Source organism: Pseudomonas sp. NBRC 111132, assembly GCF_001320565.1.
GTDB lineage: Bacteria > Pseudomonadota > Gammaproteobacteria > Pseudomonadales > Pseudomonadaceae > Aquipseudomonas > Aquipseudomonas putida_P.
Map to the genome: position 1 here is coordinate 40,971 of NZ_BCBI01000030.1, position 23,860 is coordinate 64,830.

Below are 23,860 nucleotides of genomic sequence, written 5' to 3' on the forward strand. Positions count from 1 at the left end.
ATTAGCGACGCAGGCCCAGGCGACCGATCAGGGCGCTGTAACGAGTGGTGTCTTTGCCCTTCAGGTAGTCCAGCAGCTTACGACGCTGGTTTACCATACGGATCAGGCCACGACGCGAGTGGTGGTCTTTACCGTTGGCCTTGAAGTGGCCTTGCAGCTTGTTGATGTTCGCGGTCAGCAGAGCAACCTGAACTTCTGGGCTACCAGTGTCGCCAGCGGCTTGCTGGAAGTCGGTAACGATTTGAGCTTTTTCTTCAACGCTGAGGGCCATTTGGCTTCTCCTGATAACGGATCCCGCATGCGGGGTCCAATAGGCCAGGGACAAATCCCTGTATTAATAAAAAAGGTGTGACCGTGCCTACTGACAGCCACCCTTGATTCCGTGAGACCCGGCAACAGCCTGGCCCCGCGGTTTCGGTCATTCCGACCGAATCAGCCGACGCGGCGCAATGCGCCCGTCTTCGCTCACTTCACCGATACCGATGAAGCGCGCATTATGATCCTGTACCCGGACCATGCCAAATTGTGGCGCGTCCGGCGCGCGTACCGCCTGCCCATGCAGCCAGTAGAACGCACTGTGTTCCGACAGGCTGACCATCGGCCAGTCCTGCAGCCCGCTGTCAGATGGCATCAGGAAGCGGTCGAGCGCTTCGTTGCCACCGTCGGCATGGGCCTGTTCGAGTTCCTCGAGGGTAACCGTCTGTGCCAGCGCGAAGGGCCCGGCCTGGGTCCTGCGCAGCTCGGCGACATAAGCGCCGCAGCCTAGGGCTTCACCGATATCCTCCACCAGGGTGCGGATATAGGTGCCTTTGCTGCATCCTACGCTCAACCGTGCACGGGTGCCTTCGCACTCGAGCAACTCCAAGCGGTTAATAGTAACAGAACGCGCCTCGCGCTCCACTACCTCTCCTGCACGCGCCAGTTTGTACAGCGGCTGGCCATCACGCTTGAGCGCCGAGTACATGGGCGGTATCTGGCTGATGGGGCCACGAAAACGTGGCAGCAGCGCCTCGATATCGGCGCGACCAACGGTCACGTCGCGGGTCTGCAGTACCTCGCCCTCGGCATCGCCGGTGTTGGTAGTCTGCCCCATCTGCATGACGGTTTCGTAGCCCTTGTCGGAATCGAGCAAGTACTGCGAAAACTTGGTCGCCTCGCCGAAGCACAGCGGCAGCACGCCGGTTGCCAACGGATCGAGGCTACCGGTGTGGCCGGCCTTTTCCGCATTGAGCAGCCAGCGCACCTTTTGCAGGGCGGCGTTGGACGTGAAGCCCAGCGGCTTGTCGAGCAGGATGATGCCGCTGACATTGCGGCGGATACGTTTGACCTGGGCCACCACTTACTCCTTGGTGCCCGACTCGTCGGCATCCTTGTGCAGGCGGTCTTCGGCCACTGCACGCTCGATCAGCGCCGACAGGTGCACACCACGGCTGACACTTTCATCGAAGTGGAAGTGCAGCTGCGGCACGCTGCGCAGTTGCATCGAACGCCCCAGGTGCAGACGCAGGAAGCTGGCAGCGCTGTTCAATGCCTTGAGAGACTGCTGCACGGCGTCCGGGGTTTCCTCGCCCATGACGGTGATGAACACCTTGGCATGGCCCAGGTCACGGCTGACGTCCACGGCGGTGATGGTCACCAGACCGACGCGTGGGTCCTTGACTTCGCGACGGATCAGTTCGGCCAGCTCGCGCTGCATCTGATCGCCAATACGTTGGGTACGGCTATATTCTTTGGCCATTCTTGCTACCTGTAACTTAAAGCGGCAAACGCCCGGACAGACGAATGCCTGACCGGGCGCTACCTGAAGAGGTACCGCAAGCCGCCCTGTAGCGGGCGCTTGCGGCTCGCTCGCCCTTAAAGGGTACGAGCCACCTGGACTTTCTCGAAGACTTCGATCTTGTCGCCGACCTTGACGTCGTTGTAGCTCTTGACGCCAATACCGCACTCCATGCCCGAACGCACTTCGGAGGCGTCGTCCTTGAAGCGACGCAGCGATTCCAGCTCGCCTTCGAAGATCACAACGTCGTCGCGCAGTACGCGGATCGGACGGTTGCGGTAAACGGTACCCTCGATGACCATACAGCCAGCGATGGCGCCGAACTTCGGCGAACGGAACACGTCACGCACTTCGGCGACACCCAGGATGTTCTCGCGAACATCGCTGCCGAGCATGCCGGTCAGGGCCTTCTTGACGTCTTCGATGATGTCGTAGATCACGTTGTAGTAACGCATATCCAGACCTTCTTGCTCGACGATCTTGCGCGCACCGGCATCGGCACGCACGTTGAAGCCGAACAGTACTGCGTTCGAAGCCAGTGCCAGGTTGGCGTCGCTTTCGGTGATACCACCGACGCCACCACCAATCACACGCACCTGCACTTCGTCGTTGCCCAGGCCGCCAAGCGAACCCTGCAGTGCTTCCAGAGAACCACGCACATCGGTCTTGAGAACGATGTTGAGGGTTTTCTTCTCTTCCTGACCCATGGTCTCGAAGATGTTTTCCAGCTTGCCGGCGTGAGCACGGGCCAGCTTGACCTCGCGGTACTTGCCTTGACGGAACAAGGCAACTTCACGGGCTTTCTTCTCGTCGGCAACCACGGACAGCTCGTCACCGGCTTCCGGGGTACCGTCCAGGCCGAGGATTTCGACCGGGATCGACGGGCCGGCTTCCTTCACAGGCTTGCCGTTCTCGTCGAGCATGGCACGCACGCGGCCATAGTTGGAACCGCACAGAACCATGTCGCCCTGACGCAGGGTACCGTCCTGAACCAGGATGGTCGCCACTGGGCCACGGCCCTTGTCCAGGCGCGATTCGACGACCACGCCACGACCTGGAGCGGTCGGGGTTGCAGTCAGTTCGAGAATCTCGGCCTGCAGCAGGACAGCTTCGAGCAGTTCGTCGACGCCGGTACCCATCTTCGCCGAAACCTTGACGAACGGAGTGTCACCACCCCAGTCCTCGGAGGTTACGCCTTCGACGGACAGTTCGTTGCGGATGCGATCGAGGTCAGCACCTGGCTTGTCGATCTTGTTCACCGCAACCACCAGCGGAACGCCAGCTGCCTTGGCATGCTGAACGGCTTCGCGGGTTTGAGGCATCACGCCGTCGTCCGCTGCCACCACCAGGATGACGATGTCGGTCGCCTTGGCACCGCGTGCACGCATCTGGGTGAAAGCTGCGTGGCCCGGGGTGTCGAGGAAGGTGACCATACCGCGGTCAGTTTCCACGTGGTAGGCACCGATGTGCTGGGTGATACCACCGGCTTCGCCAGCGGCAACCTTGGCACGACGGATGTAGTCGAGCAGCGAGGTCTTACCATGGTCAACGTGACCCATGACAGTAACCACCGGTGCACGCGACTCGGTCTGGCCTTCGAATTTCAGCGATTCGGCCAGGGAGTCTTCCAGCGCGGTGTCGCTGACCAGGGTGACCTTGTGGCCCAGCTCTTCTGCGATCAGCTGAGCGGTTTCCTGGTCGAGCACCTGGTTGATGGTGACCGGAGTACCCATCTTGAACATGAACTTGACCACTTCAGCGCCCTTGACGGACATCTGGTTGGCCAGCTCGGAGACCGTGATGGTCTCGCCGATGGTCACGTCACGGATGACGGGGCCAGTCGGGTTCTGGAAGCCGTGCTGATTACGCTTTTTCAGCTTGCCCTTGCCGCCACGACCACGACGAGCGCCATCGCTCTCTTCGTCGGTAGTGCGCGGAGCAGCACGCGGAGTCGGCGCCTTTTCCTTCTCCTTGACCTTGACCTTGATCGACACACGAGGCGCCTCGCCACGACGACGGTCGTCATCGCGAGTACGGCTTTCGTTGCGACGGGTCTCGTCCTTCTTGCGCTCGGCAGCACGGGCTGCAGCGTCTTCGGAGGCCGGAGCGTCGGCGACTACCGGGGCCGGGGCAGCGGCAGGAGCCGGCTCTGGCTTGGCGGCAGGCGCAGGGGCGGCTACAGCGGAGTCGGCCGCCTGACGACGGGCTTGCTCTTCGTTGCGCTGGCGAACTTCGGCCTCGACCTTGTCGCGAGCGGCATTTTCAGCCGCGCGGCGCTCATCCAGCTCACGCTTCTGCTCAGCCTGGATTTCTTCCGGGCTGCGCTGCACGAAAACTTTCTTCTTGCGTACTTCTACGCTGATGCTCTTGCTACCGGCGACACGCAGGGTGCTGGTGGTTTTGCGCTGCAAGGTAATCTTGCGCGGCTCTTCCGCCTTGCTCTTGTGGCTGCTTTTCAAATGAGTCAGCAGGGTCTGCTTCTCATTGTCGGTCACTACCTGACCGGCGTCGGTGTGCGGCAGACCTGCCTCACGCATCTGCTGCAGCAGGCGCTCTACCGGTGCCTCGACCTCTTGGGCCAGTTCTTTCACCGTGACTTGCGTCATGCACTTCTCTCCTCAGGCCGCGCCTAATTACTCGAACCAGTGGGCTCGGGCGGCCATGATCAACTTGCCGGCACGCTCTTCGTCGATGCCGTCGATGTCGAGCAGATCGTCGATCGACTGCTCGGCCAGGTCTTCGCGGTTAACCACGCCGCGCACCGCCAGTTCAGCCGCCAGGTCCTTGTCCATGCCCTCGAGGGAGAGCAGGTCTTCGGCCGGGTGGGCGTCTGCCAGTTTTTCTTCGGTAGCGATGGCCTTGGTCAACAAACGGTCCTTGGCTCGAGCGCGGAGCTCATTGACGATATCTTCGTCAAAGCCATCGATGTTGAGCATTTCTTCCAACGGTACGTAGGCAATTTCTTCGAGGCTGGTGAAGCCTTCGTCGACCAGCACTTGGGCCAGCTCCTCGTCGACTTCCAGTTCATCGATGAAATTGCGCAGGATGTCACCGGTTTCGGCCTGTTGCTTGGCCTGGATGTCCTTCTCGGTCATCACGTTCAGGGTCCAGCCGGTCAACTGACTGGCCAGGCGAACGTTCTGACCGCCACGGCCAATGGCCTGGGCCAGGTTGTCCTCGGCGACGGCGATGTCCATGGCATGGGCATCTTCATCAACGATGATCGCCGCGACTTCGGCCGGCGACATGGCGTTGATGACGAACTGCGCCGGGTTATCGTCCCACAGGACGATATCCACACGCTCACCACCCAGCTCCCCGGATACGGCCTGGACGCGCGAACCACGCATGCCGATGCAGGCACCTTGCGGGTCGATACGCTTGTCCTTGGAGCGGACGGCGATCTTGGCTCGCGAACCCGGATCACGGGAAGCAGCCATGACTTCGATGAGGCCCTCGGCGATTTCCGGCACTTCAATGCGGAAAAGCTCGATCAGCATCTGCGGCGCGGTGCGCGACAGAATCAGCTGTGGGCCACGGTTTTCAGTGCGAATTTCCTTGAGCAGCGCACGCAGGCGCACGCCAACACGGAAGGTTTCGCGCGGAATGATGTCTTCGCGAGCCAGCAAGGCCTCGGCATTGTTGCCCAGGTCAACGATGACGTTGTCGCGGGTAACCTTTTTAACGGTACCGGAGATGATCTCGCCCACGCGTTCGCGGTAGGCATCGACCACCTGGGCGCGCTCGGCCTCACGGACCTTCTGCACGATGACCTGCTTGGCGGTCTGGGCGGCGATACGACCGAACTCGATGGACTCGATCTTCTCCTCGATCACGTCACCGACCTTGGCTTCAGGGTGGGTGTCCTTGATCTTGTCCAGCCAGGTCTCGATTGCCGGATCATCAAGATCGGCTTCGTCGACCACGGTCCAACGACGGAAAGTCTCGTAGCTACCGGTGTGGCGATTGATTTCCACACGCAGGTCGACTTCGTCTTCAAAACGTTTTTTGGTTGCAGTGGCCAGGGCCACTTCCAGCGCTTCGAAAATGACGCCGGGCGGTACACCTTTTTCGTTGGATACCGATTCAACAACCAGCAGTACTTCTTTGCTCATCGTACGCCTCGCCTTGCGCAAGCCATTAGGCCCGGATAGTCCGCCGGGCCCGGCACGTCTCAGTCAAAACTGGGAATAATATTGGCCTTGTCGATCGAGTCGATCGGTAACAGGAACTCTTGGTTGTCCACCTGGACCACCACATCCTGCTCCTCCACACCACGGAGAAGGCCCTGGAAGTTACGACGACCCTCGAAGGGTGAGCGCAGCTTGATCTTCACTTGTTCGCCGGCATGCGAGGCAAACTGTTCCAGAGTGAACAGTGGGCGATCCATGCCTGGAGAAGACACCTCGAGGGTGTACTCACTGCTGATTGGATCTTCCACATCGAGGATTGCGCTGGCCTGACGACTGACCGCTTCGCAGTCCTCCACCAGAATGCCGCCTTCCTTGTCGATGTAGATGCGCAGTACCGAATGCTTACCCTGGGAAACGTATTCGATCCCCCAGCACTGATAGCCCAGACCCTCGACAACCGGGGCCAACAAGGCCTGCAACTGTTCTAGCTTGCTCGACACCTGAACCCCCTCGTGCATGCTGTGCAAATAAAAAATGGGCGAAGCGCCCATCCCTGAAAGCGCCGTTGGACAACGACGCCGAAAACTGTTCGGTTAGCAAAAAGCCCCTGAAAAGGGGCTCCGCTGAAGCTGGTTGCGGGGGCTGGATTTGAACCAACGACCTTCGGGTTATGAGCCCGACGAGCTACCAAGCTGCTCCACCCCGCGACAAAGCTGGGGCAAAAGTATAAGACCGAACCCTACTGAGGGTCAAATCCAAACATTCACCTACAAGAAAGCCCGCTAAAGCGGGCTCTCAAGCTTTAATTGGTACCGAGAAGGGGACTCGAACCCCTACACCCTATGGGCACAACCACCTCAAGGTTGCGTGTCTACCAATTCCACCACCTCGGCAATACTACTACTTGAAACCCGTTACTTCTGCTCTTCTGCCGGAGGAGGTACATCACCCGTGTTATTGGTGGTTTCGCTCTTCTGCTGTTGGAGCACCGGTACATCATCATTAACTGCCGGTTTTTGCGGCTCTTTCACTTCTAGCACTGCTGGATCTGGAAGACCTGCTTGGCTAAGCTGGTGAGCTTGTTGCTTCGCGAAGTATCCTAACCCAAGTGCTGTCAAAAAGAAAGTGGCAGCGAGTATAGCAGTTAATTTACTTAGGAACGTTGCAGAGCCTTGGCTCCCGAACACGGTGTTTGAGGCACCCGCGCCGAAAGATGCACCTGCTTCAGCACCTTTACCCTGTTGCAACAGAACCAGCACTACAAGCGACAGCGCTGCCAACAGATGAAAAACAACGATGACTGTTTCCAGCATTTGTTCAGTTTCCTGCGGCGCGACAAATTGCACCGAATTCGTCTGCGTTCAGGGAAGCCCCACCAATGAGACCCCCATCGATATCCGGCATGCCGAACAGTTCGGCCGCATTGGCCGCCTTCACGCTGCCGCCGTAGAGCAACTGCACCTTCGCAGCTACTTCAGCATCTTCTGCCGCCAACTGGCCGCGGATGGCGGCGTGCACATCCTGGGCCTGCTGTGGCGTGGCCGTAAGGCCAGTGCCGATGGCCCATACAGGCTCATAGGCGATTACTGCATTGGCAAAAGCCTTAACACCGAATGCTTCGATGATACTGCTTAGTTGACGCCCGACAACTTCAAGCGTTTTGCCAGCCTCGCGCTCTTCAAGGGTTTCCCCGATGCAAAGCACTGGCTTCAAACCTTTGGCCTGGGCCGCTGCAAACTTGCGATTGAGCACTTCGTCGGTTTCACCAATGACTTGGCGACGCTCCGAGTGACCAATCAACACCAACTTGCAACCTGCTTCAACCAGCTGCTCCGGAGCAACTTCCCCGGTCAGCGCACCCTGTTCGGGTTGTACAGCAGAATTCTGTGCGCCGACAGTAATTTCTTTACCCGCCAAGCCATCGATCACTTGATTGATGAACAGGGCTGGTGGAAATACCGCGACTTCCACTCCGCTCGGCAAGGCGAGATTGCTCAAGCCTTCGGTCAGCTCAGCGACGCTAGCGCGGGTACCGTGCATCTTCCAGTTACCAGCTACCATAGGGCGACGCATGCTTTACCTCGTCGGTCAAAGTGGGCGCAGATCTTACCCAACCAGATCTGCGCTGGCAAGCGCCATCAGACACAAACTTCGCCAACCAGTTTGGCCAGTGCTTCAGCATGGCCACGCACCTGGGTTTCGTCTTCGCCTTCGACCATGACCCGCACCAGCGGCTCGGTACCAGACTTGCGCAACAGCACACGACCGCGACCGGCCAACGCTTCAGTGACCTTGGCACTGGCATCCTTGACGGCCGGGTGCTCCAGCGGGTCGACCTTGCTGGCGCCGAAGCGCACGTTGATCAACACCTGCGGGCACTTGCGCAGCGCCTGACGGGCCTGCGCCAAGGTTTCGCCACGGCGCTTGAGCGCCATCAGCACCTGCAAAGCGGCAATGATCGCGTCACCGGTGGTGGTGTGGTTGCAGCACACGACATGGCCGGAGTTTTCGCCACCAACCAGCCACTCGCGCTCCAGCAGCTCAGCCATGACATAACGGTCGCCGACCTTGGCCCGCACGAACGGGATATCCAGGTCTTTCAGTGCAAGCTCCAGGCCCAGGTTGCTCATCAGCGTGCCGACCACCCCACCTTGCAGCTTGCCACGATCGTGCAAGTCGCGAGCAATGATGAACAGCAGTTCGTCACCGTCGACGATGGCGCCGGTGTGGTCGACCATCAGCACCCGATCACCGTCGCCATCGAAGGCAATGCCAAGGTCGGCATGGCCCACCAGCACGGCAGCCTGCAGCGATTCGATGTGGGTCGAGCCGCAGCCTTCGTTGATGTTCAGGCCGTCTGGTTGCGCATGCAGCACGGTCACATCGGCACCCAACTCGCGGAACACGCTTGGCGCGACCTTGTAGGTGGCGCCGTGGGCGCAATCGACCACCAGCTTGAGGCCATCGAAGCTGGTGCTGCTCGGCACGCTGCTCTTGCAGAATTCGATGTAGCGGCCCGCCGCGTCGTTGATGCGCGACACCTTGCCCAGCTTGCTCGAATCGACAACCGTCATCGGCTGGTCAAGCAGTTCCTCGATCATTAGCTCGACTTCGTCAGGCAGCTTGGTGCCCTGACCGGAGAAGAACTTGATGCCGTTGTCTTCGTGCGGGTTGTGCGAGGCACTGATGACAATGCCCGCCTGGGCATGGAATGTGCGCGTCAGGTAGGCGATGGCCGGTGTAGGCATTGGCCCCAGCAGCATGACATCGGCACCCGCGGCGGCCAGGCCGGCTTCGAGCGCGGACTCGAACATGTAACCGGAGATACGCGTGTCCTTGCCCACCAGCACCCGGCAATGGCCCTGCTTGCGGAACGCCATGCCGGCCGCCCAGCCAAGCTTCAGCATGAAGTCAGGCGTGATCGGGTATTCGCCGACGCGGCCACGAATGCCGTCGGTACCAAAGTATTTTCTGCTCATAGGGACTCCAATGTTCTTATTCGGCGTTTTGCACTGCAGCGATCATGCGCACTACATCGACAGTTTCAGCCACGTCATGGACACGAAGTATGCTCGCCCCCTTGGTCATGGCCAACGCCGCCAGCGCAAGGCTGCCGTACAAGCGCTCGCCGACCGGACGTTCCAGCGTCAGGCCGATCATGCTCTTTCGTGAAACACCCACCAGCAGTGGGCGCCCAAGGCGATAGAGCGCTTCCATGTGCTTGAACAGGCTCAGGTTGTGCGCCAGTGTCTTGGCGAAACCAAAGCCCGGATCAAGAATGATTCTGTTTGAATCGATGCCCGCCGCCGAACAGGCGGCCATCCGCTGCTCAAGATAACGCGCAACGTCGGCGGTCACATCTTCGTAATGCGGGTCATCCTGCATGTTACCCGGCTCGCCACGCATGTGCATGAGGCACACCGGCAGGCCAGTATCGGCCGCGGCGTCCAGAGCGCCATCGCGCTCCAGGGCGCGCACGTCATTGATCAGCCCGGCGCCTAGACGCGCGGACTCGCGGATGACGGCAGGCGTCGAGGTATCGACCGAGATGACCACGTCAAGGCGACTATTGATCGCCTCAACCATTGGCGCCACCCGCTCCAGCTCTTCGGTCACCGATACTGCGCGTGCGCCCGGCCGCGTGGACTCGCCGCCGATGTCGATCAGCGTAGCGCCGGCGGCAACCATTGCCTCGGCATGGCGCAGGGCCTCGTCACGCTGACTGAAGCGCCCGCCATCGGAGAAGGAATCGGGGGTGATATTGAGAATACCCATGACATGGGTACGTGACAAATCAAGAACCCGGTTGCCGCAAGGCAACCGGGTCGGGTACTGCACTGAGCTCATAGATGCCCTTAGTGTTGAGCTGCTGGGCCGCCGATTGGCGATTCCGGACGATCATTCTGGGCCGCAGGCGTACCCGAGTCCTTGTCATCGTCCCAGTCACGCGGCTCGCGTGGCGTACGCCCAGCCATGATGTCGTCGATCTGATCGGCATCGATGGTTTCGTACTTCATCAACGCTTCGGTCATCGCTTCAAGCTTGTCGCGATTCTCGATCAGCAGCTGCTTGGCAGTGGCGTAGCACTGATCGATGATGCTGCGCACTTCGGAGTCGATCAGCTTGGCAGTCTCGCCGGACACACTGGCGTGCTGGCTGCCGGCGCTACGACCGAGGAATACCTCACCCTCTTCTTCTGCGTACATCAGCGGGCCAAGTTTTTCCGACAAGCCCCACTTGGTCACCATGTTTCGGGCGATCTGGCTGGCACGCATGATGTCGTTGGACGCACCGGTAGTCACGCCATCGAAGCCCAGGGTCATTTCTTCGGCGATACGACCACCGTACAGCGAACAGATCTGGCTGATGAGCGCGCGCTTGGACAGGCTATAACGGTCTTCTTCCGGCAGGAACATGGTCACGCCCAAGGCACGACCGCGCGGAATGATCGAAACCTTGTAGACCGGGTCGTGCTCTGGCACCAGGCGACCAACGATGGCATGGCCAGCCTCGTGGTAGGCAGTGTTACGTTTTTCTTTCTCGGACATGACCATGGTCTTGCGCTCGGCGCCCATCATGATCTTGTCCTTGGCCAGTTCGAACTCTTTCATTTCGACCAGGCGCTTGTTGGAGCGTGCGGCAAACAGCGAAGCCTCGTTGACCAGGTTGGCCAGGTCGGCACCGGAGAAGCCTGGGGTACCACGGGCAATGACCGCCGGGTTGACGTTCTCGCCAACCGGTACTTTGCGCATGTGCACCTTGAGGATCTGTTCGCGACCACGGATATCCGGCAGGCCGACCACCACCTGGCGGTCGAAGCGACCCGGACGCAGCAGCGCAGGGTCGAGTACGTCCGGACGGTTGGTAGCAGCGATAACGATGATGCCATCGTTCATCTCGAAGCCGTCCATCTCCACCAGCAACTGGTTGAGGGTTTGCTCACGCTCGTCGTGACCGCCGCCCATGCCGGCGCCACGGTGGCGACCAACGGCGTCGATCTCGTCGATGAAGATGATGCACGGGGCGTGCTTCTTGGCCTGCTCGAACATGTCGCGCACACGGCTGGCACCGACACCGACGAACATCTCCACGAAGTCCGAACCGGAAATGGTGAAGAACGGCACTTTCGCTTCGCCAGCAATGGCCTTGGCCAGCAAGGTCTTACCGGTACCGGGCGGGCCAACCATCAGCACACCACGTGGAATGCGGCCACCCAGGCGCTGGAACTTGCCTGGATCGCGCAGGAACTCGACCAGCTCGCCAACCTCTTCCTTGGCTTCGTCGCAGCCGGCAACGTCGGCCAGCGTGGTCTTGACCTGGTCTTCGGACAGCAGGCGCGCCTTGCTCTTGCCAAAGCTCATCGGCCCGCCCTTTCCGCCTGCGCCGCCTTGCATCTGGCGCATGAAGAACATGAACACGGCAATGATCACCAGGATCGGGAAGCTCGCCACCAACAGCTGCGTCCAGATGCTCTGCTGCTCAGGCTGCTTGCCTTCGACAACCACATGGTTGTCGACCAGGTCGCCGATCAGGCCATTGTCGGTAATGGCCGGACGCACGGTCTTGAAGCTGTCGCCGTCGGCGCGCTTGCCGGTAATGATGTAGCCGTCTACGGTCACACGCTCGACCTTGCCATCCTTGACCTGCTGGATGAAGTCGGAGTAGTTGAGGGTCTGCGGCTCGTTAGGGCTGGAGAAGTTGTTCATCACTGTCACCAGGACAGCTGCGATGATCAACCACAGGATCAGATTCTTTGCCATGTCGTTCAATTCGCTACCCTCTGAGGCCGGCGCACGACGCAGCCGTGCCTCGCATGATATTCATCGCCCTAACTTACTACATTACCTACGCAGCCGCAGGCACCGTCTGTAACCCTTTGTGAAAGCTAGACTACACGAAGTTCGGACGATCCTGACGCAGTGGCCGATTGGAATTAACTATCGGCCACCCCGCTTCACACCTTTCATGCCCCTTTGAAGCCTCTGCCCAACAGGTATTGCTCACGGGAGCGATCCCGCGACGAAGATGGCTTGCGCATTTGCACTTTGTCGAACTTGCTGCGCACGTCCTTCAGGTACACGTCAAAACCTTCGCCCTGGAAAATCTTGATCAGGAAGTCGCCGCCGGGCTTGAGTACGCGGGTCGCCAGATCGAGGGCCAGCTCACAGAGGAACATGGCACGCGGTATGTCCACCGCGGGCGTACCACTCATATTGGGGGCCATGTCGGAAATCACAAGGTCTACGTGCGAATCGCCGACCGCCTCGAGAATGCGCTGCAGCACTTCATCGTGAGTGAAGTCACCCTGAATGAAGGTCACATCAGCGATCGAGTCCATTTCCAGAATGTCGGAAGCGATCAGGCGACCCTGGCCACCAATCAGACGACTGGTCACCTGGGACCAGCCACCAGGCGCGGCGCCGAGGTCGATCACACTCATGCCAGGGCGGATCAGACGGTCCTTCTCCTGGATCTCCAGCAGTTTGTAGCTCGCACGCGAGCGGTAGCCATCCTTCTGCGCCTGCTTCACAAAAGGGTCGTTAAAATGCTCTCGCAGCCAGTTGGCGCTGCTTTTGGAACGTTGTACCACGGGGCACCTCGATGATATGCGTCGTGATTGACTGGGCGGAGCCGGTGGCCCTCGGGTAAAATGCCGGTCAATTTTACAGAATCAGACGGAAAGGGTCAGATTATGCCGCTCAATAACGAGCAGAAGAAGCAATACAAGTCCATTGGTCATGACCTGAAGCCGGTCCTGATCGTTGCTGGCAACGGTTTGAATGAAGGCGTCATCGCCGAATTGGAGCGCGCGCTGGTCGACCATGAGCTGATCAAGGTCGAAATTCGCTCGGAAGACCGCGAAGAACGTGCCGAAACCATTGCAGAACTGTGCAAGGCCGGCCGTGCCGAGCTGGTGCAGACCATCGGCAAGAAAGCCCTGATCTACCGCAAGAACCCACAGCCGAACAAGCAGCTGTCCAACATCCACCGTTACAAGTAACGGTAGCTCCGATCAGTGGCGCGGTGAACGCGCCCTGACCGGGACCGGTTGGGCCACCAGCACGATGCCGGAAAAACCCAGCACCAGGAAACAGAACATCTGCCAGCGCTCGCCTACGGAAATACCGTAGCGCAAGGTGTAATACCCCACGCACGCACCGAAACCGAGCAACAACATCTGGCCACGAAACTGCCGCCACCAGGCCGCCAGGCCGTCCACCCTCGCCAGCACCGCAAGCTGGGTCAACAAACCAAGCAACGCCACGCCGATCAACCAGCGGTCGATCTGCCCGGCGATATCCTGCACCAGCAGCGGCGCCAGGCCACTGACCTTGAGCGCAGGCACCAGCCCCACATGGAACACCCACAGGCCACCGACCCAGAACACCTGGGCCAATTGCCAGAGGATCCCCTCGAGGGATGGCGCCCGCAGGCGCCGGTCAGATGTGCTTGACTTCGACAATCTCGTACTCGACCGTGCCGCTAGGCGTCTTGACGACGACAGTATCACCTTCTTCCTTGCCGATGATGGCACGGGCAATCGGCGCACCGCTCGAGAGCTTGCCCTGTTTCACGTCGGCTTCATCCTCGCCGACGATCTGATAGGTCACCTCTTCATCGGTTTCGGTGTTGGCCAGTACCACGGTGGTACCGAAAATCACCTTGCCGGTGTGAGGGATCGTGGTCACGTCGATCACGACCGAATTCTGCAGACGGCCTTCGATATCGCGGATACGCGCCTCGACCATGCCCTGCTCTTCACGGGCAGCATGGTATTCGGCGTTTTCCTTGAGGTCACCCAGCTCACGTGCTTCACCGATCGCCTGGCTCAGGCGTGGGCGCTCGGTCTTGCTCAGGAACAGGTGCTCCTCTTCCAGGGCGCGAGCGCCCTGGACGGTCATCGGGTACTTGGTAATGCTCATGCTTTCAGTCCTGCATGCAGATCTTGCAAGCGACGAACGGTCTTTTCCGGACCAAACTTCAGCGCTTCGCAGATGGCTTCACCGGCCGCAATGGTCGTGGTGCAGTAAATCTTGTGCTGCAGCGCATTGCGACGAATCGAGTAGGAATCGGCGATCGACTGGCGGCCTTCGGTGGTGTTGATGATCAGCGACACTTCGTCGTTCTTGATCATGTCGACCACGTGCGGGCGACCTTCGGTCACCTTGTTCACACGTCGTACTTTCAGGCCAGCCGCCTCGATAACCTTGGCGGTGCCAGCAGTTGCAACCACTTCGAAGCCCAGGGCGATCAGGTCGCGAGCAACGCCTGCCACTTGTGGCTTGTCGTCGTCACGCACGCTGATGAACGCGGTACCGCCGGTCGGCAGCACTTCGCTCGCACCCATCTGAGCCTTGGCGAAGGCTTCACCGAAGCTGTCACCGACACCCATGACTTCACCGGTCGATTTCATCTCAGGGCCGAGGATCGGGTCAACCCCTGGGAACTTGGCGAACGGGAAGACGGCTTCCTTGACGCTGTAGAAGTTCGGGATGATTTCCTGGGTGAAGCCCAGCTCTTTCAGGGTTTTGCCAGCCATGACGCGGGCGGCGATCATGGCCAGGGAAGTGCCGATGCACTTGGACACGAACGGCACGGTACGCGAGGCACGCGGGTTGACTTCGATCACGTAGATCTTGTCGCCCTGCAGGGCCAGCTGCACGTTCATCAGGCCGACCACGCCCAGCTCCAGGGCCATTTTCTTGACCTGTACGCGGACTTCGTCCTGCACTTCCTTGCTCAGCGAGTAAGGAGGCAGCGAGCACGCCGAGTCACCGGAGTGAACGCCGGCCTGTTCGATGTGCTGCATGATCGCGCCGATGACCACGTCGGTGCCGTCGCACACCGCATCCACGTCCATCTCGATGGCGCAGTTGAGGAAGTGGTCGAGCAGTACCGGGCTGTCGTTCGACACCTGAACCGCTTCACGCAGGTAGCGCTTCAGCTCGTCCAGCTCGTAGACGATTTCCATGGCGCGGCCGCCCAGTACATAGGATGGGCGCACAACCAGCGGGTAACCGATGCCGCCCGCAGCGCGGATGGCTTCTTCTTCACTGCGCACGGTGGCGTTTGGCGGCTGCAGCAGGCTCAGGCGCTGAACCATCTGCTGGAAGCGCTCACGGTCTTCGGCGCGGTCGATGGCGTCAGGACTGGTACCGATGATCGGTACGCCAGCTTCTTCCAGAGCGCGGGCCAGTTTCAGCGGGGTCTGGCCGCCGTAGTGAACGATCACGCCTTTCGGCTTCTCGACGCGACAGACTTCCAGCACGTCTTCCAGGGTCAGCGGCTCGAAGTACAGACGGTCGGAAGTGTCGTAGTCGGTAGAGACGGTTTCCGGGTTGCAGTTGACCATGATGGTCTCGTAACCGTCTTCACGCAGCGCCAGGGCAGCGTGCACGCAGCAGTAGTCGAACTCGATACCCTGGCCGATACGGTTAGGGCCGCCACCCAGGATCATGATCTTGTCGCGGGTCGACGGGTTGGCCTCGCACTCTTCCTCATAGGTGGAGTACAGGTAGGCGGTGTCGGTGGCGAACTCGGCGGCGCAGGTGTCGACGCGCTTGTACACCGGGAACACTTCCAGCTTGTGGCGGTGACGGCGCAGGTTCTTGTCGGTGATGCCCAGCAACACAGCCAGACGCTGATCCGAGAAGCCCTTGCGCTTGAGGCGCAGCATGTAGTCCTTGTCGATCGCCGACAGGGCCAGGGTCTTGACCTTCTCTTCTTCCTTGATCAGATCTTCCATCTGCACCAGGAACCACATGTCGATGCCGGTCAGGGCGAAGATTTCTTCACAGGTCATGCCCGAACGCATGGCGTCAGCCACGTACCAGATACGCTCGGCACCCGGCACGGTCAGCTCGCGCTTGAGGATGCTGGCAGCTTCCGGGCTGGCCAGGTCGACTTTAGGGTCGAGGCCGCAAGCACCGACTTCCAGGCCGCGCAGGGCTTTCTGCAGGGATTCCTGGAAGGTACGGCCGATGGCCATGACTTCACCCACGGATTTCATCTGGGTGGTCAGGCGGGCGTCGGCTTTCGGGAATTTCTCGAAGGCGAAGCGTGGCAGCTTGGTAACGACGTAGTCGATCGACGGCTCGAAGGAAGCCGGGGTGCGGCCGCCAGTGATGTCGTTCTGCAGCTCGTCGAGGGTGTAGCCAATGGCCAGCTTGGCGGCGATCTTGGCGATCGGGAAGCCGGTAGCCTTGGAAGCCAGGGCGGACGAACGCGAAACGCGCGGGTTCATCTCGATCACGACCATACGGCCAGTGTTCGGGCAAATGCCGAACTGCACGTTGGAACCGCCGGTTTCCACACCAATTTCACGCAGCACCGCCAGCGAGGCGTTGCGCATGATCTGGTATTCCTTGTCGGTCAGGGTCTGTGCCGGAGCGACAGTGATCGAGTCACCGGTGTGCACACCCATCGGGTCGAAGTTTTCGATGGAGCAGACGATGATGCAGTTGTCCTTTTTGTCGCGGACCACTTCCATCTCGTACTCTTTCCAGCCGATCAGCGATTCGTCGATCAGCAGCTCTTTGGTCGGCGACAGGTCCAGACCACGGGTGCAGATTTCTTCGAACTCTTCACGGTTGTAAGCAATACCACCGCCAGTGCCACCCATGGTGAACGACGGGCGGATGATGCATGGGAAGCCGAGCTTCTCGAGGACCGCATTGGCCTCTTCCATGCTGTGGGCGATACCGGAGCGCGGGCACTCCAGGCCGATGTCCTTCATCGCCTTGTCGAAGCGCGAACGGTCTTCAGCCTTGTCGATGGTGTCGGCGTTGGCACCGATCATCTCTACGCCGAACTTCTCCAGAACGCCGTGGCGCTCCAGGTCCAGGGCGCAGTTCAGTGCAGTCTGGCCACCCATGGTCGGCAATACGGCGTCTGGGCGCTCTTTCTCGATGATCTTGGCCACCGACTGCCACTTGATCGGCTCGATGTAGGTGGCGTCGGCCATGGCCGGGTCGGTCATGATGGTGGCTGGGTTGGAGTTCACCAGGATGACGCGGAAACCTTCCTCGCGCAGGGCTTTACAGGCCTGGGCGCCGGAGTAGTCGAATTCGCAGGCCTGGCCGATCACGATCGGGCCAGCGCCGAGAATCAGGATGCTTTTGATGTCTGTACGTTTTGGCATGGTGGTCACTCAAATCCGGGGTCAGTCGGCAAGCCGCTTTGAACAATCTGGGTCAGGCGCTTCCGGGCGCGGCAGGAGCCGGCCCGGGGCCTTGATGCAGGATGCTCAGCGGCGCTTGGCCATGGCATCGGTGAAACGATCGAACAGTGGCGCGACGTCGGTCGGGCCTGGGCTCGCTTCAGGGTGGCCCTGGAAGCTGAACGCGCTCTTGTCGGTACGCTCGATACCTTGCAGGGTGCCGTCGAACAGCGACTTGTGGATGGCGCGGACGTTACCCGGCAGGGTGGCTTCGTCAACGGCAAAGCCGTGGTTCTGGCTGGTGATCATGACCACGCCGGTGTCCAGGTCCTGGACCGGGTGGTTGGCACCATGGTGGCCATGGCCCATTTTCACGGTCTTGGCGCCGGAAGCCAGGGCCAGCAGCTGGTGACCGAGGCAGATGCCGAATACCGGGATCTCGGTTTCGAGGATTTCCTTGATCGCCTGGATGGCGTAGTCGCACGGCTCGGGGTCACCAGGGCCGTTGGACAGGAACACGCCGTCCGGGTTGAGTGCCAGCACTTCGCTGGCCGGGGTCTGGGCCGGCACCACGGTCACGCGGCAGCCACGGGCAACCAGCATGCGCAGGATGTTCAGCTTGACGCCGTAGTCGAAGGCAACCACGTGATACGGCAGGTCGGCAGCGTCGATGGTCGGGTGGCTGTCGGTTTTCAGCTCCCACACACTGGAGCGCCATTCGTAGCGTTCCTTGGTGGAGACAACCTTGGCCAGGTCCATGCCCTTCAGGCCTGGGAAGCCACGGGCAGCGGCGATGGCGGCTTCTTCGCTGATGTTGTCACCGGCGAGGATGCAACCGTTCTGGGCGCCCTTTTCACGCAGGATACGGGTCAGGCGGCGGGTGTCGATGCCGGCGATGGCAACGACGTTGTTGGCCTTGAGGTACTCAGGCAGCGACTGGGTGTTACGCCAGTTGCTGGCCAGCAGCGGCAGGTCACGGATGACCAGGCCAGCGGACCAGACGCGGTTCGACTCGGCATCTTCCGGCGTGGTGCCGGTGTTGCCGATGTGCGGGTAGGTCAGGGTAACGATTTGCTGCGCATAGGAAGGGTCTGTAAGGATTTCCTGGTAGCCGGTCATAGCGGTGTTGAATACCACCTCACCAACGGTCTGACCGTCGGCACCAATGGCTTCACCGCGAAAAATACTGCCGTCGGCAAGGGCGAGTATGGCTGGCTTTGTCAAGAAGACCTCCCGTAAATCAAGCATGAAAGGGCGATCGCAGGTTGCAAAAAAGCGGAGTGACGTATGGACACGTCACCCCGCTTTCATGTGCTGAATTCAATTCGCTGCGCGCTTTTAGTGGACACACTAAAGCTGTAGCTTACAGAAAAGTGCGTTTTCGGTCTACCGTGGATGTGTCTCTAAAACACATGAATGCGACAGGCTGACGTCCATGTTGGTTTCTTCGCGGGCAAACCCGCGAAGAAACCAACACCGCGTAGCGGCTTAACGCAGATCGAGCACATCCTGCATGTCGTACAGCGCAGGCTCACGCCCATCCAGCCACAGCGCCGCACGCACGGCACCCTTGGCGAAGGTCATGCGGCTGGAGGCCTTGTGAGTGATTTCCAGGCGCTCGCCTTCGGCAGCAAACAACACGGTGTGATCGCCCACCACGTCGCCGGCCCGCACGGTAGCGAAGCCGATGGTCTTGCGATCACGCGCGCCGGTCTGGCCTTCGCGGCCATACACCGCCACTTCCTGCAGGTTACGCCCCAGCGCATTGGCAACCACTTCACCCATGCGCAATGCAGTACCCGACGGCGCATCGACCTTGTGCCGGTGGTGCGCCTCGATGATCTCGATATCGACATCATCACCCAGCACCCGCGCCGCCATATCCAGCAACTTGAGGCTAAGGTTCACACCCACGCTGAAGTTGGCGGCGAACACGATTGGAATGTCCTTGCCAGCCTCGGCCAGCAACTGCTTCTCTTCGACAGAGAAGCCCGTGGTGCCAATGATCATGGCTTTGCCGTGCTTGCGGCAGAACGCCAGATTCTTCAGGGTCACCGAAGGGTGCGTGAAGTCGATCAGCACGTCGAACTCGTCAGCCACCTTGGCCAGGTCATCGGAGAGCAACACTCCGATCCGGCCGAGGGCCGCCAGCTCACCAGCATCAGCGCCCACCAGCGAGCTGTCAGGGCGATCGATCGCCGCCGTCAGCCCAGCACCAGGGGTTTGCTGTACGGCTTCGATCAGGGTCTTGCCCATCCGCCCAGCCGCACCCATTACCGCAATACGTCGCATAGCCATTTCCTTGTCAGAGATCGCCGAAGAAGCGCTTCACGCCATCGAACCAGCCACTGGCCTTGGGCGAGTGGGAGCTGTCGCCTTCCAGCGAATCACGCAGTTCCTCGAGCAGCTCGCGCTGGCGGCGGCTGAGGTTGACCGGGGTTTCCACCGCTACGCGGCACAGCAGGTCGCCCGCACCACCACCACGTACCGGAGCAACGCCCTTGCCGCGCAAACGGAACTGCTTGCCGGTCTGGGTGCCTTCCGGAATTTTCAGCTTCACGCGGCCATCCAGGGTCGGCACTTCCAGCTCGCCGCCCAGGGCGGCATCGGTGTAGCTGATCGGCACTTCGCAGTACAGGTGTTTGCCGTCGCGCTGGAAGATCTCGTGCTCACGCACGCTGATCACCACGTACAGATCACCGGTCGGGCCACCATGGGTACCGGCCTCACCCTCGCCCGACAGGCGAATGCGGTCACCGGTATCAACACCCGCCGGCACCTTGACCGACAACGTCTTGTATTCTTCGACACGGCCTTCGCCGTGGCACGAGGTGCACGGGTCGGTAATGATCTTGCCTTGGCCATGGCAGCGCGGGCAGGTCTGCTGCACCGAGAAGAAGCCTTGCTGCATGCGCACCTGGCCGATGCCGCCGCAGGTCGGGCAGGTCGAAGGGGTCGAACCCTTCTTGGCACCAGAACCGTCGCAAGGCTGGCAGTTGACCAAGGTAGGCACGCGAATGCTGACCGTGGTGCCGCGCACCGCTTCTTCCAGGTTCAGTTCAAGGGTGTAGCGCAGGTCGCTGCCGCGCTGGGCACCGCCACGTCCGCCACCGCGGCCGCCACCGAAGAAATCGCTGAACACATCACCGAAGATGTCGGAGAAGTTGGCGCCACCGAAGCCGGCACCGCCGCCACCCATGCTTGGGTCGACGCCAGCGTGGCCATACTGGTCGAAGGCCGCGCGCTTGCTCGCGTCAGACAGCACTTCGTAGGCCTCGTTGGCCTCCTTGAACTTGTCTTCCGACTCTTTATCGCCCGGGTTGCGGTCCGGGTGATACTTCATCGCCAGACGGCGATACGCCTTCTTGAGGTCAGCTTCGCTGGCGCCGCGCTCGACACCCAGGACCTCATAATAATCACGCTTGGACATAGGTCATTTGCACCTTGTTAGGCGTCAGGCATCTGCGCCGCGCCGTCAACACCTGCCCACCCCCAAGGAGCGCTGACAGATGCTGTAAAAATTCTCGAATTCCAGATACGCCAACGCGGGAGCAAGCCCCCGCGCGGCGACATCCTACCAGTTCACCGGCAAACACCGGTGAACTGGCCGACAACATGCAACGATTACTTCTTGTCGTCGCCTTTCACTTCTTCGAACTCGGCGTCAACCACGTCATCGTGCTTGGCTTCCGGCTCGGCCTGCTGCGCGCCACCCTGAGGCTGTTCGGCCGACTGCTCGGCGTACATCTTCTGGGCAACCGGGGCAGAGACTTTGGACAGCTCTTCGACCTTGGCGTCGATTGCGGCCTTGTCGTCGCCTTTGACAGCGGCTTCCAGGGCAACCACGGCAGCTTCGATCGCGGTCTTCTCTTCAGCAGTGACCTTGTCACCGGCATCAACGACCATCTTGCGAGTCGAGTGCACCAGCGCGTCACCCTGGTTACGGGCAGCGGCCAGTTCTTCGAACTTGCGGTCTTCCTCGGCGTTGGCCTCGGCGTCACGCACCATGCGCTCGATTTCCTCGTCCGACAGACCGGAGTTGGCCTTGATCACGATCGACTGAGCCTTGCCGGTGGCCTTGTCTTTGGCGCCAACGTGCAGGATGCCGTTGGCGTCGATGTCGAAGGTCACTTCGATCTGCGGTACACCACGTGGTGCTGGCGGAATGTCAGCCAGGTCAAACTTGCCCAGCGACTTGTTCTGCGCAGCCTGCTTACGCTCACCCTGCAGCACGTGAATGGTCACGGCGCCCTGGTTGTCATCGGCGGTCGAGAACACCTGCGACTTTTTGGTCGGGATGGTGGTGTTCTTCTCGATCAGCGCGGTCATCACGCCACCCATGGTTTCGATACCCAGGGTCAGCGGGCTGACGTCCAGCAGCAGTACGTCTTTCACGTCACCGGCCAATACCGCGCCCTGGATGGCAGCACCCATGGCAACTGCTTCGTCCGGGTTGACGTCCTTGCGCGCTTCTTTACCGAAGAAGTCAGCAACGGTTTTCTGCACCAGCGGCATACGGGTCTGGCCACCGACCAGGATCACGTCGTCGATCTTGCTGGCGTCGATGCCGGCGTCTTTCAGGGCGATGCGGCAAGGCTCGATGGTACGTTCAACCAGGTCTTCAACCAGCGACTCCAGCTTGGCGCGGGAGATTTTCACGTTCAGGTGCTTCGGACCTGTCGCATCTGCGGTGATGTACGGCAGGTTGACGTCGGTCGACTGAGTCGAGGACAGCTCGATCTTGGCTTTCTCGGCAGCTTCTTTCAGGCGCTGCAGGGCCAGCGGATCGTTCTTCAGGTCCATGCCGGACTCTTTCTTGAACTCGTCGACAAGGTAGTCGATCAGGCGCATGTCGAAGTCTTCGCCACCCAGGAAGGTGTCGCCGTTGGTGGCCAGTACTTCGAACTGATGCTCACCGTCGACTTCGGCGATTTCGATGACCGAAACGTCGAAGGTACCACCACCCAGGTCATAAACGATGACGGTGTGGTCGCCTTTGGCCTTGTCCATGCCGTAAGCCAGAGCAGCGGCGGTCGGCTCGTTGATGATGCGCTTGACGTCCAGACCAGCGATGCGGCCGGCATCCTTGGTGGCCTGGCGCTGGCTGTCGTTGAAGTAGGCCGGAACGGTGATGACCGCCTCGGTGACAGGCTCGCCGAGGTAGTCTTCGGCGGTCTTCTTCATTTTTTTCAGCACTTCGGCGCTGATTTGTGGTGGCGCCATGTCCTTGCCGCCGGCTTGTACCCAAGCGTCGCCGTTACCGCCCTTGACGATTTTGTATGGCACCAGCTTGATGTCTTTCTGCACGACTTCTTCTTCGAAGCGGCGGCCAATCAGGCGCTTCACTGCGAACAGGGTGTTGTGCGGGTTGGTCACAGCCTGGCGCTTGGCCGACTGGCCAACCAGGATTTCGCCGTCGTTGGCATAAGCCACGATCGAAGGGGTAGTACGCGCGCCTTCGGCGTTTTCGATGACCTTGACGTTACCGTTTTCCAGAATGGAGACGCACGAGTTGGTGGTCCCCAGGTCGATACCGATGATTTTGCCCATGTTAACTCTCCCGAAACTTGAATTTGGCGGCAGCGGCTACTTCGGCCAACTGCGGTAATACTTGATCGCTTGACACCTAGATGGGGATGCCCGGACTAATTTCAAGCCTTCTCGTCGATAGAAGGTTGCGGGGCAGCCGGCGCCTTGCTGACCACCACCATGGCGGGGCGCAGCAGGCGGCCATTCAGCAGGTAGCCTTTCTGGAACACGTTCAGCACGCTGTTTGGCTCTACTTCGGCGTTTTCCTGCATGGCCATGGCCTGGTGGTGCTCAGGGTTGAACGGCTGACCGTGCGGGTCGACAGCTTCGAGGTTGTAGCGCTTGAGGGTGTCCTGGAACATCTTCAGGGTCAGCTCGACGCCTTCACGAATCTGCTTGACGTGCTCGTCGTCGGCGCTGGAGTGAGCCAAGGCCAGTTCCAGGCTGTCGATCACCGGCAGCAGGTCGCTGGAGAATTTCTCGAGGGCGAACTTGCGGGCCTTGTCGACTTCCTGCTCGGCGCGGCGAATGCTGTTCTGCGCTTCTGCTGCGACACGCAGGGACTGATCCTTGGCGGCGGCCAGCTGCTCCTCGAGCTCCTGAACGCGGGCGCCGTTATCCACTGCAGCGGCTTCTTCGGCATTAAGGTCTTTCTCGTTCAGCTGATCGTCAGCCATGGGTTCTCTCCTCCGCAATTTCTGTAGTACGAGCAAAGCTCGCCGTGTCTGCCGGCTATATGGGGCCTGAAAAACCAGCTTCAAG

21 protein-coding genes and 2 tRNA genes are annotated in these 23,860 nt (G+C 60.4%); 1 reads left to right on the top strand and 22 read right to left on the bottom strand.

The annotated features are described in order from the left end of the window. Position 1 precedes the first annotated feature (1 nt). The 14 genes from rpsO to rlmE form a co-directional block, all read right to left on the bottom strand. Positions 2–271 (bottom strand): 30S ribosomal protein S15, encoded by a 270-nt coding sequence (gene rpsO, locus APH35_RS15675; RefSeq protein WP_012274241.1) that lies wholly within the window; start codon positions 269–271, stop codon positions 2–4. Between the two features lie 147 nt (positions 272–418). Then, positions 419–1,336 (bottom strand): tRNA pseudouridine(55) synthase TruB, encoded by a 918-nt coding sequence (truB, locus tag APH35_RS15680; protein ID WP_012274242.1) that lies wholly within the window; start codon positions 1,334–1,336, stop codon positions 419–421. A 3-nt stretch (positions 1,337–1,339) separates the two neighbouring features. Then, positions 1,340–1,738, bottom strand: a complete 399-nt coding sequence (gene rbfA / locus APH35_RS15685; RefSeq protein WP_012274243.1) for a 30S ribosome-binding factor RbfA — start codon at positions 1,736–1,738, stop codon at positions 1,340–1,342. 116 nt (positions 1,739–1,854) lie between these two features. Next, positions 1,855–4,383: a translation initiation factor IF-2 gene (gene infB, locus APH35_RS15690; RefSeq protein ID WP_012274244.1), complete on the bottom strand. Its 2,529-nt coding sequence runs from the start codon at positions 4,381–4,383 to the stop codon at positions 1,855–1,857. 27 nt (positions 4,384–4,410) lie between these two features. Beyond that, positions 4,411–5,892 (bottom strand): transcription termination factor NusA, encoded by a 1,482-nt coding sequence (gene nusA / locus APH35_RS15695; RefSeq protein WP_009685349.1) that lies wholly within the window; start codon positions 5,890–5,892, stop codon positions 4,411–4,413. A gap of 59 nt (positions 5,893–5,951) precedes the next feature. Then, positions 5,952–6,410: a ribosome maturation factor RimP gene (gene rimP / locus APH35_RS15700; RefSeq protein ID WP_012274245.1), complete on the bottom strand. Its 459-nt coding sequence runs from the start codon at positions 6,408–6,410 to the stop codon at positions 5,952–5,954. 130 nt (positions 6,411–6,540) lie between these two features. Then, a tRNA-Met gene (locus APH35_RS15705) sits at positions 6,541–6,617 on the bottom strand. A gap of 100 nt (positions 6,618–6,717) precedes the next feature. Further along, a tRNA-Leu gene (locus APH35_RS15710) sits at positions 6,718–6,803 on the bottom strand. Between the two features lie 21 nt (positions 6,804–6,824). Beyond that, positions 6,825–7,223 carry a preprotein translocase subunit SecG gene (gene secG, locus APH35_RS15715; protein WP_012274246.1) on the bottom strand — a complete coding sequence of 133 codons (399 nt, stop codon included), beginning with the start codon at positions 7,221–7,223 and terminating at the stop codon, positions 6,825–6,827. 4 nt (positions 7,224–7,227) lie between these two features. After that, on the bottom strand, positions 7,228–7,983 hold the full coding sequence (tpiA, locus tag APH35_RS15720) for a triose-phosphate isomerase (RefSeq protein WP_012274247.1): 756 nt from the start codon (positions 7,981–7,983) through the stop codon (positions 7,228–7,230). Between the two features lie 65 nt (positions 7,984–8,048). Further along, the gene (gene glmM / locus APH35_RS15725; RefSeq protein ID WP_012274248.1) at positions 8,049–9,389 is read right to left on the bottom strand and encodes a phosphoglucosamine mutase; all 1,341 of its coding nucleotides are present in this window, start codon (positions 9,387–9,389) and stop codon (positions 8,049–8,051) included. A gap of 16 nt (positions 9,390–9,405) precedes the next feature. Then, positions 9,406–10,257, bottom strand: coding sequence for a dihydropteroate synthase (folP, locus tag APH35_RS15730; protein ID WP_012274249.1), 852 nt, complete (start codon positions 10,255–10,257; stop codon positions 9,406–9,408). Positions 10,258–10,265: 8 nt separating this feature from the next. Continuing rightward, the gene (gene ftsH, locus APH35_RS15735; RefSeq protein WP_012274250.1) at positions 10,266–12,170 is read right to left on the bottom strand and encodes an ATP-dependent zinc metalloprotease FtsH; all 1,905 of its coding nucleotides are present in this window, start codon (positions 12,168–12,170) and stop codon (positions 10,266–10,268) included. Positions 12,171–12,373: 203 nt separating this feature from the next. Further along, positions 12,374–13,000, bottom strand: a complete 627-nt coding sequence (gene rlmE / locus APH35_RS15740) for a 23S rRNA (uridine(2552)-2'-O)-methyltransferase RlmE (protein WP_012274251.1) — start codon at positions 12,998–13,000, stop codon at positions 12,374–12,376. A 102-nt stretch (positions 13,001–13,102) separates the two neighbouring features. Between rlmE and yhbY the strand changes: the two genes are divergently transcribed. Continuing rightward, on the top strand, positions 13,103–13,411 hold the full coding sequence (yhbY, locus tag APH35_RS15745) for a ribosome assembly RNA-binding protein YhbY (RefSeq protein ID WP_003249945.1): 309 nt from the start codon (positions 13,103–13,105) through the stop codon (positions 13,409–13,411). Positions 13,412–13,423: 12 nt separating this feature from the next. Here yhbY and APH35_RS15750 read toward each other — a convergent pair whose 3' ends face one another. The 8 genes from APH35_RS15750 to grpE all read right to left on the bottom strand — a co-directional run bounded on the left by APH35_RS15750 (position 13,424) and on the right by grpE (position 23,775). Then, positions 13,424–13,873: a hypothetical protein gene (locus APH35_RS15750; protein WP_012053750.1), complete on the bottom strand. Its 450-nt coding sequence runs from the start codon at positions 13,871–13,873 to the stop codon at positions 13,424–13,426. After that, on the bottom strand, positions 13,851–14,327 hold the full coding sequence (gene greA / locus APH35_RS15755) for a transcription elongation factor GreA (protein ID WP_024717413.1): 477 nt from the start codon (positions 14,325–14,327) through the stop codon (positions 13,851–13,853). The genes APH35_RS15750 and greA overlap by 23 nt, the downstream gene beginning before the upstream one ends. A gap of 2 nt (positions 14,328–14,329) precedes the next feature. Further along, entirely contained in the window at positions 14,330–17,551 is a 3,222-nt protein-coding gene (gene carB, locus APH35_RS15760) for a carbamoyl-phosphate synthase large subunit (RefSeq protein ID WP_012274252.1), read from the bottom strand. A gap of 105 nt (positions 17,552–17,656) precedes the next feature. After that, on the bottom strand, positions 17,657–18,793 hold the full coding sequence (gene carA / locus APH35_RS15765; protein ID WP_003249935.1) for a glutamine-hydrolyzing carbamoyl-phosphate synthase small subunit: 1,137 nt from the start codon (positions 18,791–18,793) through the stop codon (positions 17,657–17,659). A gap of 264 nt (positions 18,794–19,057) precedes the next feature. Further along, positions 19,058–19,861: a 4-hydroxy-tetrahydrodipicolinate reductase gene (dapB, locus tag APH35_RS15770; protein ID WP_060515078.1), complete on the bottom strand. Its 804-nt coding sequence runs from the start codon at positions 19,859–19,861 to the stop codon at positions 19,058–19,060. A gap of 13 nt (positions 19,862–19,874) precedes the next feature. Continuing rightward, positions 19,875–20,999, bottom strand: coding sequence for a molecular chaperone DnaJ (gene dnaJ / locus APH35_RS15775; protein ID WP_012274254.1), 1,125 nt, complete (start codon positions 20,997–20,999; stop codon positions 19,875–19,877). Positions 21,000–21,193: 194 nt separating this feature from the next. After that, positions 21,194–23,119 (bottom strand): molecular chaperone DnaK, encoded by a 1,926-nt coding sequence (gene dnaK / locus APH35_RS15780; RefSeq protein WP_060515079.1) that lies wholly within the window; start codon positions 23,117–23,119, stop codon positions 21,194–21,196. Positions 23,120–23,220: 101 nt separating this feature from the next. Further along, positions 23,221–23,775: a nucleotide exchange factor GrpE gene (gene grpE / locus APH35_RS15785; RefSeq protein WP_012274256.1), complete on the bottom strand. Its 555-nt coding sequence runs from the start codon at positions 23,773–23,775 to the stop codon at positions 23,221–23,223. Positions 23,776–23,860: the final 85 nt, after the last annotated feature.